At 72.8% G+C, this 10,517-nt stretch carries 11 protein-coding genes and 1 pseudogene; 2 read left to right on the top strand and 10 right to left on the bottom strand.

Annotated elements, in window-relative coordinates; genetic code table 11:
• The 9 genes and pseudogenes from HQ603_RS16075 to HQ603_RS16035 all read right to left on the bottom strand — a co-directional run.
• A pseudogene (locus HQ603_RS16075) lies at positions 1-239 on the bottom strand (hypothetical protein); the annotation flags it as partial.
• Positions 236-967, bottom strand: coding sequence for a ComEA family DNA-binding protein (locus HQ603_RS16070; protein WP_222685781.1), 732 nt, complete (start codon positions 965-967; stop codon positions 236-238). The gene HQ603_RS16070 and the pseudogene HQ603_RS16075, both read right to left, overlap by 4 nt.
• Before the next feature lie 95 nt (positions 968-1,062).
• Positions 1,063-1,770, bottom strand: a complete 708-nt coding sequence (gene octT / locus HQ603_RS16065) for a diglucosylglycerate octanoyltransferase (RefSeq protein WP_222685779.1) — start codon at positions 1,768-1,770, stop codon at positions 1,063-1,065.
• A complete protein-coding gene (locus HQ603_RS16060) occupies positions 1,767-2,414 on the bottom strand; it encodes a histidine phosphatase family protein (protein ID WP_222685778.1) in 648 nt (215 codons plus the stop codon). The genes octT and HQ603_RS16060 overlap by 4 nt, the downstream gene beginning before the upstream one ends.
• Positions 2,411-2,842 carry a ribosome silencing factor gene (gene rsfS, locus HQ603_RS16055; protein ID WP_222685776.1) on the bottom strand — a complete coding sequence of 144 codons (432 nt, stop codon included), beginning with the start codon at positions 2,840-2,842 and terminating at the stop codon, positions 2,411-2,413. The genes HQ603_RS16060 and rsfS overlap by 4 nt, the downstream gene beginning before the upstream one ends.
• Positions 2,839-3,561 carry a nicotinate-nucleotide adenylyltransferase gene (gene nadD / locus HQ603_RS16050; protein ID WP_308126573.1) on the bottom strand — a complete coding sequence of 241 codons (723 nt, stop codon included), beginning with the start codon at positions 3,559-3,561 and terminating at the stop codon, positions 2,839-2,841. Before nadD ends, rsfS begins: the two co-directional genes overlap by 4 nt.
• Before the next feature lie 11 nt (positions 3,562-3,572).
• Positions 3,573-5,009: a vWA domain-containing protein gene (locus HQ603_RS16045; RefSeq protein WP_222685774.1), complete on the bottom strand. Its 1,437-nt coding sequence runs from the start codon at positions 5,007-5,009 to the stop codon at positions 3,573-3,575.
• Positions 5,009-5,908, bottom strand: coding sequence for an AAA family ATPase (locus HQ603_RS16040; protein ID WP_308126572.1), 900 nt, complete (start codon positions 5,906-5,908; stop codon positions 5,009-5,011). Before HQ603_RS16040 ends, HQ603_RS16045 begins: the two co-directional genes overlap by 1 nt.
• A 31-nt stretch (positions 5,909-5,939) precedes the next feature.
• On the bottom strand, positions 5,940-7,205 hold the full coding sequence (locus HQ603_RS16035) for a glutamate-5-semialdehyde dehydrogenase (RefSeq protein WP_308126571.1): 1,266 nt from the start codon (positions 7,203-7,205) through the stop codon (positions 5,940-5,942).
• Between the two features lie 85 nt (positions 7,206-7,290).
• On the opposite strand from HQ603_RS16035, the gene HQ603_RS16030 reads away from it, so the two are divergent.
• A complete protein-coding gene (locus tag HQ603_RS16030; RefSeq protein WP_222685770.1) occupies positions 7,291-8,394 on the top strand; it encodes an NADH:flavin oxidoreductase/NADH oxidase in 1,104 nt (367 codons plus the stop codon).
• Here HQ603_RS16030 and HQ603_RS16025 read toward each other — a convergent pair.
• Positions 8,388-9,044: a TetR/AcrR family transcriptional regulator gene (locus tag HQ603_RS16025; protein ID WP_222685768.1), complete on the bottom strand. Its 657-nt coding sequence runs from the start codon at positions 9,042-9,044 to the stop codon at positions 8,388-8,390. The genes HQ603_RS16030 and HQ603_RS16025 overlap by 7 nt on opposite strands.
• Before the next feature lie 111 nt (positions 9,045-9,155).
• Between HQ603_RS16025 and HQ603_RS16020 the strand changes: the two genes are divergently transcribed.
• Positions 9,156-10,475 carry a DUF3533 domain-containing protein gene (locus HQ603_RS16020; RefSeq protein ID WP_222685766.1) on the top strand — a complete coding sequence of 440 codons (1,320 nt, stop codon included), beginning with the start codon at positions 9,156-9,158 and terminating at the stop codon, positions 10,473-10,475.
• Positions 10,476-10,517: the final 42 nt, after the last annotated feature.

Below are 10,517 nucleotides of genomic sequence, written 5' to 3'. Positions count from 1 at the left end.
GCGGCCCGCGCCACCGTGACGACCTGCCGCCGGGAGCCCGTGGCGGCGCTCCACAGACCGCACCCGGCGGCCATCGTCACGAACGCGACCGCCAGGACCACCGCGGCGGACGCCCCCGACGCCACTCCGAGTCCGCACGCGATCCACGCCCCCACCGCCGACGGCACCAGGCGCAGGTCCGGAACGGTCGAATCCTGCTGTTCCGCAGCGTCGTCGGCCCCGCCGGGGTCGTCCGTCACGGCACCACCAGGTCCGTCAGCTTCTGCAACCGTGCGGGCCCGATGCCGGTCACCTCGGCCAGCTGGTCCACGCTCGCGAACGGCCCGTTCTCCTCCCGCCACGCGACGATCGCGGCCGCGGTGACCGGCCCGACGCCCGGCAGCCCGTCGAGTTCGGCCTCGGTGGCGGAGTTCAGCGAGATCCGTCCCGGCGCGGTGGCACCGGCGCCCACTGCCGTCGGCGTCCCGCCCGCCGGAGGCGTCCCGCCCGCCGGTGTCCCGCCCGCGGTCAGCACCCCACCGACCGGCGCCGCACCGCCGACCCCCACCACCACCTGCTCCCCGTCGGCGACGGGCCTGGCCCAGTTCAGGGTGAGCATGTCGGCCTCGGGCCGATGTCCCCCGGCCGCGGCCACGGCGTCGGCCACGCGGGAGCCGGCCGGCACGGTGACCAGTCCGGGCCGCATCACGGCGCCGACCACGCTGACGACCATCGACGCGGGCGGGTCGGGCTCGGCGGACGGACTTGCCTCCATGGCCGGTCCCGCCACCGGCGGAAGCGGCGGCACGGCCACCACCTCCGGCGCCTCGCGCATCAGCAGCCCGGCCGTTCCGAGGACCAGGACGGCGCTCACCACGATCAGCACCCGCAGGCCCCGGGAGCCGAGGTCCAGGCGCACCGATCGCGGCCGCGGGGCCGGACGGGCCGGGGGTGCGTCGAGGTCCGCGTCCGGCTCGGGTGAGGTCATGCCCGCGACGGTAGGGTCCACCCCCGACGCGACGGCCTCGACGACGCCGACCCGGGGATAACCCGAGCGCTGGGGATGAACGACTCAGGAACCGCTCAAGACCCGCGCAACACTCGCACCATCGCCTCCGCGACCCGCTCGTGCGACGCCCAACCCCAGTGGATGCCATCGGGATTGGTGGTCCCGGCGCGGAAGTCGTCGATCACCGCGGCCTTGAGATCCACCAGGGAAACACCCGTCGAGCGAGCCCACGCGGTGGTCGCGCGCACGGCGGGTTCCCGGCCCACGTGCACCCGACCGTAGGCGTCGCACTCGTGGACGGACGGCAGGGTCGCCACCATCGGCAGGTCCGGCCGCACCGCGGCCGTCGCACTGCGGATCTGCTCGAGGTAGTCGACGGACAGCGCGGGCGGCAGCGCCACCGGACGCCCGAGCCGCGACAGCCGGGGTTGCGCCCACCCGTATCCGGCGCGCACCGCACGACGCAACGCCGGCGGGCGGACGTAGCGGATCTGTTCGCGCAGGGCGGTCGGCAGCGGCGAGGGCAACGAGTCCATTCCACCGGTCCCCACCACCAGCGCCGCGGCACGCGGAATCGCCGCCCAGACGCGCGGGTCCTGCGTCAGGGCCCACCACGCGTCGCGGCAGGTCCAGCCGATGCGGGCGACCAACTCGACGTCCCACCCCAGCTCGCGCCCGGCCAGCGACGGCCAGATGCGCGGATGGTCGGCGGGCAACCCGCCCTCGGGCCCGTAGTACGAGAGCGAGTCGGCCAGGACCAGCAACACGGGCCGGTCGGTCACAACACGTCCCCGGCGACGGCCGCGGTGGCGTTCCAGATGTCCAGGCGCCAGGGCGGCTCGGAGTGGTAGCGCGACAACTGAACCCAGCTCGCGTTGCCGAGCCCACCGAGCACGGGCCACGACTCCACCGGCAGCGCGAGCAACGACGCCGTCAGCGCCGCGATGGTGCCGCCGTGCGCGACGAGCACCACCGGGTCGGCGGTCCACGCCGCGTCGGTCAGCAACTCGTCGACGAGCGGGCGGGCGCGGGCAGCGACGTCGAGGCGCGATTCACCGCCGGGCGGCCGGAACTCGGAGTCGCTGCGCCAGGTCTCCCGGATACCGGGGGCCGACGCGTCGATGTCGGTGTGCGAGAGCCCTTGCCAATCCCCGAGATGCGTCTCGCGCAGCCGCGCGTCGGTCTCGACCGACACGGCGGCGTGCGTGCCCAGGGCGCGGGCGGTGTCGTGCGCGCGGCGCAGATCGGAGGTGACGATGCGATGCGGGCGCAGGGTCGCCAGTTCCCGCGCCGCGAGGTCGGCCTGCCGGCGTCCCAGGTCGGTGAGGTCGGTGTCGAGGTGACCCTGCATGCGCCCGGTCGCGTTGTACTCGGTCTGGCCGTGCCGGAGCAGCACCAGCCGACGCACCGGAAGCGGAGCACTCACGCCGTCGGGGCGCTTCCGTTCGGCTCGTCGTGGCCCTCGTCGCTGCCGTAGGTGGTGCGCTCCTCGGCGCGGACGCCCTCGATCTCGAGGACGGGGCAGTCCTTCCACAGCCGCTCGAGGGCGTAGAAGTGGCGCTCGTCGTTGTGGAGGACGTGGACGACGACGTCGACGTAGTCGAGCAGCGCCCAGCGGCCCTCGCGGGTGCCCTCGCGACGCACCGGCTGATGACCGGCCTCACGCAGCTTCTCCTCGATGTTCTCGACGATCGCGTTGACCTGGCGCTCGTTGGGTGCGGAGGCGATGACGAAGCAGTCGGTGATGACGAGCTGCTCGGAGACGTCGATGACCATGACGTCGGCGGCCAACTTGTCGTCGGCGGCGCGGGCGGCGACGGTCGCGATCGCGACGGCGTCGGATGTGGCACTCACTGCGGAACTCCCGGGTGTTCGGTGGACGACGGTGCGGCCGGTTCGGAGACGGTGTCTCGTTCCGCGGCCCCCGCCGAGCGATAGAGGTTGCGTTTGGAGATGTATTGCACGACACCGTCGGGCACGAGGTACCAGACGGGTCGCCCCTCTCCGGACCGCCGACGGCACTCCGTCGACGAGATGGCGAGGGCGGGGATCTCGACGAGCGTGAGCACGTCGCGCGGCAGGCGGGCGAGGTAGTCCGCCAGGTGGTCCGCCTCGAGTTCGTAGCCCGGCCGGGACACCCCGACGAAGCGCGCGAGGCCGAACAGTTCCTGCCAGTCCTGCCAGCCGAGAATGCTGCCCAGCGCGTCGGCCCCGGTGATGAAGTAGAGCTCGTCCCCGGGGTGCTGACGCGCGAGGTCGCGCAGCGTGTCGACGGTGTACGTCGGTTTGCCGCGGTCGATGTCGACGCGGCTGACGGAGAACCGCGGGTTCGACGCCGTGGCGACGACGGTCATGAGATACCGGTCCTCCGGCGGACTCACGCTGCGGTCGTTCTTCTGCCACGGCCGACCCGTGGGCACGAAGATCACCTCGTCGAGGTCGAACCGATCCGCCACTTCACTGGCCGCCACGAGGTGGCCGTGGTGGATCGGATCGAACGTGCCGCCCATGACGCCGAGCCGCCGCGGCTCGGATGCGGACGGCCCGTCCGACGGGTTCGGCGCTGGGTGCACGAGCGTCGACTCTACGTGGCCGGGAGCAGGCGTCCGACCACGTCCGCCAACTGCGACGCCGACCGGCACTCGTGCATGGGGATCACCCGGCGGTAGACCTCGGCCGCCGAATCGCCCGTCCCCCACTGGGCCCGCGGCTCCGGGTTGAGCCAGTGCGCGTGCCGGGCGACGGCGACCGCACGGGCGAGGGACTCGACCCGAGGGTCCCGGAAGTTGGTGCGCGCGTCGCCCAGGACGAGCAGCGACGACCGCGGCGTCACGACGGACAGATGTCGCATCGCGAACGACTCGAACGAGTGCCCGTAGTCGGAATGCCCGTCGTAGGAGACGAGGTCGGCCTCGGCGATCATGCGGCTCACCGCGTCGGTCACCCCCGCCGAGGCCGGCCCGGAGAAGAACCGGGTGACCTCGTCGACGGTGTCGACGAACGCGAACACCCGGACGCGCGAGAACTGCTCCCGCAGCGTGTGCACCAGCGACAACGTGAACTGACTGAAACCGGCGACGGACCCGGACACGTCGCAGAGGACGACCAGGTCGGGCCGGGCGCGGCGCGGCGCCTTGGTCACCAGCGTCACCGGCACCCCACCGGTCGACATGGACCGTCGCAGCGTGCGTCGCAGGTCGATCGACCCGGCGCGGGACCGGCGACGACGCACGGCCAGCCGTCCGGCGAGGATGCGGGCGAGCGGGACCATCTGGCGTCGCAACGCGGCGAGTTCCGCTTCCGACGCGCGGAGGAAGTCGACGTCCTCGGCGGCGCGGGGTACGCCGTACGACGCCACCCGCTCCCGGCCGAGCACCTCGGCCGTCCGGCGTCGGACCTCCTTCTCGATCATCGATCGGAACTCCGCGACCCGCACGGCGGCGGTGCGGCGGACGAGTTCGCTCTCGAAGTCGCCGGACGTGGGTGCGCCGGGGTCGCGGCTGCGGCCGCGAAGCCCTTCGACTATGCGGGCGAGCAGCGTGTCCGGGGCGACCTCGCGGAGCGTCTGGTACTCGGAGAACGAGTCGCCGCGTGCGGTCGAGTACTTACCGTACGTCTCGACGACGTCGCCGACCAGGCGTCGCACCTCGGCCATCGCCTCGTCGGACCCGTCCGCGAGCAGGTCGGCCAGCACGTGCTTGAGGGCGTCGAGGTCGACGCTGCCGTCGTCGCGTCGCGGCGGCGTGACGACGGCGTCCTCGTCGGCCGTGCGGGCCCCGATCGCGGCGGGGAACCACAGGTCGAAGAGGGCGTCGAACGCCGGCCGGTGCGACGGCCGCCGCACCAGGGAGCAGGCCAGTCCTTCGCGGACGGCCTCGCGGTCGAGCAGATCGAGCACCGAGAGCACGGCGCCGGCGTCGACCGTCTCGGACGGGCCGACCGCGATGCCGCGGCGGCGCAGGGCCTCGACGAAGCCGACCAGGTGCGCCGGAATCCCGGCGACGTCGGCGGCGGCCGTCATCAGCCCAGGCGCAGTTCGGCGACGGCCCGCTCGGTGTCGGAGCGGTGCTTGAGCACCACGCCCAACGTCGACTTCACGACGGCGTCGTCGACCGAGTCGGCGCCCAGCGCGAGCAACGTCCGACCCCAGTCGATGGTCTCGGCAACCGACGGCACCTTCTGCAGCTGCATGTCCCGGAGCACCTGGACGATGCGGACGATCTGCTCGGCCATCGCGTCGGGCAGCTCGGGGACGCGGCTCGCCAGGATGCGGCGTTCGAGTGCGGCGTCCGGGAAGTCGAGGTGGAGGAACAGGCACCGGCGCTTGAGCGCCTCGGTGAGCTCGCGGGTCGCGTTGGAGGTGAGGACGGTGAACGGCCGGCGGGTCGCGGTGACGGTGCCGAGCTCGGGAACGGTGACGGCGAAGTCGCTGAGCACCTCGAGCAGCAGACCCTCGATCTCGACGTCCGCCTTGTCGGTCTCGTCGATCAGCAGGACCGTCGGGTCGCTGCGGCGGATCGCGGTCAGCAGCGGCCGCGGCAGCAGGAACTCCTCGGAGAACACGTCGTGCCGCGTGGCGTCCCAGCCCGAGCCCTGGTCGGCCTGGATGCGCAGGATCTGCTTGGCGTGGTTCCACTCGTAGAGCGCGCGGGCCTCGTCGACGCCCTCGTAGCACTGCAGCCGCACCAGTTCCGCGCCGGTGGCCTGCGCGACGGCCCGCGCCAGCTCGGTCTTGCCGACACCCGCCGGCCCCTCGACCAGCAGCGGCTTGCCCAGCCGATCGGCCAGGAAGACCGCGGTGGCCGTGGCCTTGTCGGCGAGGTAGCCGGTGGTCGCGAGCCGGGCGACGACGTCGTCGACGTCGGTGAAGACGGGGACGATGTTCGCGGTACCGGCGGGGGTCTGGAGCGCAGGGGTCACGAGGAGCCTTCGGGTGAGTGGCGAGTCGGGGTCAGGCCGGGCGGACGTGTCCGTCGCCCCACACGATCCACTTGGACGAGGTGAGCTCGCGGAGTCCCATCGGGCCGCGGGCGTGGAGCTTCTGCGTGGAGATGCCGATCTCGGCGCCGAAGCCGAACTGCTCGCCGTCGGTGAAGGCGGTCGAGGCGTTGACCATGACGGCGGCGGCGTCGACGCGCGCGGTGAAGGTCCGGGCGGCCGCGACGTCGCGCGCGACGATGGCCTCGGTGTGGCCGGTGCCGTAGCGGTCGATGTGCCCGATCGCCCCGTCCACCCCGTCCACCACGGCGAGCGCGATGTCGTGCGAGAGGTACTCCTGTTCCCAGTCCGCGTCGGTGGCCGGGATCAGGCCGGGCAGATCGCCGTGCACGCGCACGTCGTGCGCCTGCAGCGCCGCCGTCAGCCGCGGCACCGCCGTCTCGGCGACCGCGCGGTCGATCAGGACGGTCTCGGCGGCGTTGCACACGCTGACGCGACGGGTCTTGGCGTTGAGGACGATGCGCTCGGCGACGTCGAGGTCCGCCGAGGCGTCGACGTACACGTGGCAGTTGCCGACGCCGGTCTCGATGGTCGGCACCGTCGCGTCCCGCACGACGGCGGCGATGAGGCCCGCTCCCCCGCGCGGCACGACGACGTCGACCAGCCCGCGCGCCCGGATGAGGTGCGTGACGGTCGCGCGGTCCTCCGACGAGAGCAACTGCACGGCGTCGGCGGGCAGGCCCTCCGCGGCGAGCGACGCCCGCAGCACGTCGACCAGCGCCGCGTTGGTGCGCGCGGCGGACGACGAGCCGCGCAGCAGCACGGCGTTGCCGGACTTCAGCGTGAGACCGAAGGCGTCGACCGTGACGTTGGGCCGCGCCTCGTAGATCATCCCGACGACGCCCAGGGGCACGCTCACCCGACGGGTCTCGAGTCCGTTGGGCAGGGTGGTGCCCTCCAGGGTCACGCCGACCGGGTCCGGCAGACCGGCCACCTGCCGCAGACCGGAGGCGATGCCGTCGATCCGGTCGGGCGTCAGACGCAGCCGATCGAGCACCGAGTCCGGGGTGCCGTCCGCCGCGGCGGTCACGACGTCCTCGGCGTTGGCCGTGAGCACGGTGTCCGCCGCGGCGAGCAGGGCGTCGGCCGCGGCGTGGAGCGCCCGGTCCTTGTCCGCCGTGGTGGTCTGCGCGAGGACGCGCGCCGCGAGCCGGGCGCGTCGGGCCGCGGCGTGGACGGCCTCCCCGAGAGAGACGGATGCGGGAGAGACAGCGGTCACGAACCCAGGGTAAACGCCGGGAATAGTTCGCCGCCGAGCCGGTTGGCCACGAACGAGAGAGGGAGTCGAGACGAGGAGTGAATCGATGAGCGTGCTGTTCGAGCCCCTGACCCTGCGGGAGCTGACCGTCCCCAACCGCATCTGGATGTCGCCGATGTGCCAGTACTCGGCCGACGCGGACGGGCCGCAGGTCGGGGCGATGAACGCCTGGCACCGGACGCATCTGATCTCGCGCGCGGTCGGCGGCGCCGGGCTGATCGTGACCGAGGCGACGTCGGTGTCGCCCGAGGGGCGGATCAGCCCGTGGGACCTGGGTCTGTGGACCGACGAGCAGGAGCGGGCGCTCACCGACGTGGTCGCCGAGATCGTCGCGCACGGCAGCGTGCCGGCCGTCCAGCTCGCACACGCCGGCCGCAAGGCGTCCACCGACGCCCCGTGGCGCGGCGGCAAGCCCCTGCCGGCGGAGAACCCGCTGCACTGGGAGACGCTCGGCCCCAGCGCCGTCCCGTTCGGGCACTACCCGGCGCCGCGGGAGATGTCCGTCGAGGACATCGACACCGTCGTCGACGATTTCCGGGCGGCGGCGACGCGTGCTCTCCGGGCGGGCGTCGAGATCGTCGAGATCCACGCCGCGCACGGGTACCTGCTGCACCAGTTCCTCTCCCCCGCGAGCAACCTCCGCACCGACGAGTACGGCGGCAGCTGCGACGGCCGGGCCCGATTCCTCCTGCGCGTGGTCGACGCCGTGCGCGAGGTCTGGCCGGCCGAGCGCCCCGTCTTCGTGCGCGTCAGCGCGACCGACTGGACCGGCGAGGACCGCGGCGTCGACTCCGACGCCTGGACCGCCGACCAGACGGTGCTGCTCACCGAGCGGCTGCAGGATCACGGGGTCGACCTGATCGACGTCTCCACCGGCGGCAACGTCGCCAAGGCCGACATTCCGGTCGCTCCCGGCTATCAGGTGCCGTTCGCGCGGCGGATCCAGAGCGAGACCACCGTGCCCGCCGCGGCCGTCGGGCTGATCGACGAGGCCAAGCAGGCCGAGGACGTCGTCGCCTCGGGGGACGCCGTCGCCGTCCTGCTCGGCCGCGCGCTGCTGCGCGACCCGTACTGGCCGCGTCGGGCGGCGCAGGAACTCGGCGTGGAGATGACCCCGGCGACGCCGCCGCAGTACGAGCGGGCCTACTGATCTCGCACGGGACGTGATCGAGTCCAGATGACCGCCGCGACGAGCTCGAGAGCGAGCCGTCGCGGCGCGGGGTCGTCGGGTTCGATCATGGCCTGGGCCATGGCCCCGTCGTAGGCGGCGACGACGCTGCGGCCCATGGTGTCTTCGTCGACGGCAAGTTCTCGACCGAATGCGGCCAGGACGCGCTCGATCATGGGCAGCAGCGCGTGCCGCATGGTCGCGCGGTGCTCGACGATGACGCGGGCGACCTCCGGTCGACGGGCGGCGTAGGCCGAGAACTCCGCGGTGAGGACGTGCCAGGACACGTCCGCGGTGAGCCCGGCGAGGCCGTCGGCGACGGTGTCCGTGAATGCGCGATCCCCCGACGGCGCGGGGGCCGCGGGGGGCGCGTCGACGTGCACGTCCTCCACCGCCGCGCGGAGTCGCTCGACCAGCGCGTTCGCCTGCCGCTGCCAGAGGGCGAGGAAGACCTCGTCCATCGAGGAGAAGTTCGAGTAGAAGGCGCCGCGGGTGAAGCCGGCGCGCTCGCAGATCCGTTCCGGGGTGGATCGGCCGAACCCTCGCTCGGCGAACTCGGCCAGGGCGCCGTCCAGCACGCGTTCGCGCGTCGCGGCGCGGCTGCGTTTCGGCCGGGCTGTCTCGGTGCTCACAGGGGGTCGGTCCTTGTCGGTCGCAGGTTCGATGCACTACTGTATCGAACCGTCACTCGATACAGAAGTGCATCGAGTACACGCCACCGACTCCGCCGAGAGGGACCTGCCATGTCCACCGAGACCGCACCGCGTCCGTCGGCGTTCCGCCGACCCCTCACCTGGGCGATCCCCGTCGTCGTCGTCTCGCTCCTGATGTCCCTGCTCGCCGCGCTCTACCTCGGCGGCGTCGCGGACCCGCAGAAGAACCTGCACCACTTCCCCCTTGCGCTCGTGCAGAACGACGAGGGCGACGTCCTGCCGAACGGACAGCAGGCCAATCTCGGCGCGTCCATCGCCGACGGCATCGAGAAGGGCCTCGACCCCGATCGGTTCGACCTCCGCGTGGTCGGCATCGCGCAGGCGCAGGAGATGCTGGCGAACGGCGACGTCTACGCCGCCGTGACGATTCCCAGCGACTTCACCAAGCGCGTCACCGTGCTCGCCGAGGCCGCCGCGGTTCCGGGCGACGTCGAGAAGCCGATCGTCACCGTCAGCACCAACCCCCGCGCCGGCACGCTCGGGTCGACGCTCGCGAGCACCGTCGCCGACCGTGCGCTCGCCGAGGCGAATTCGACGGTCGGGTCGCAGCTCGTCGACCAGGTCACCGCCGGTCTGCCCGAGGGAACCGCCCTGACCGGCACCGCCGCACTCACCCTCGCGCAGCCCATCGACGTCGTCGTCGCGCCGTACGACCCCCTGCCGGGCGGCACCGGGCTCGGCCTGTCCGCGTTCTACTACGCCCTGCTGCTCGTCCTCGCCGGCTTCACCGGCGCCACCATCGCCAACGCACTCGTCGACGGGGCCATCGGCTACCTCCCGCTCGAGTACGGACCGTTCTTCCGACAGAAGCCGGCGGTCCCGGTGAGCCGTCTGCGCACGCTGGTCGCGAAGTGGCTGACCATGGTCGCCGTCGGCGCCGTCGTCTCCGCGCTGTACCTCGCCATCGCCGCCGCCCTGGGCATGCCCACGCCGAACGCGCTGCTGCTGTGGCTCTACGGCGCCCTCGCGATCAGCGCGGTCGGTGTCACGGCCATGTCCGTGGTCGCCGTCTTCGGCACCCCGGGGCTGGTGATCAACCTCGTCCTCTTCGTCATCCTCGGACTCCCGTCGGCGGGCGCCACCATCCCCATCGAGGCCACCCCGCGGCTGTTCGGATTCCTCGCCACGTTCGAGCCGATGCACCAGGTCTACCTGGCGGTCCGCGCCGTCCTGTACTTCGACGGCCGGTGGTCGGCCGGGTTCGCGCACGGCCTGACTATGACGCTGATCGGTCTGGCACTCGGCCTCGTCGTCGGCGCGGCGGTCGCGGCGCTGTACGACCGTCGAGGGCGTCGTCGGGCGGTCACCGCGCCGTCCGCGCGAGACGAGGCTGTCGGCGCCGACGGTTAGTGTCGGCGTCGTGGCCCCTCCGGAACCCCCGCGCATCACCGT

Source organism: Rhodococcoides corynebacterioides, from assembly GCF_019834675.1.
GTDB lineage: Bacteria > Actinomycetota > Actinomycetes > Mycobacteriales > Mycobacteriaceae > Rhodococcoides > Rhodococcoides corynebacterioides_A.
The sequence above is the reverse complement of the archived record's forward strand: the minus strand, read 5'-3'. Positions and strand labels throughout refer to the sequence as shown.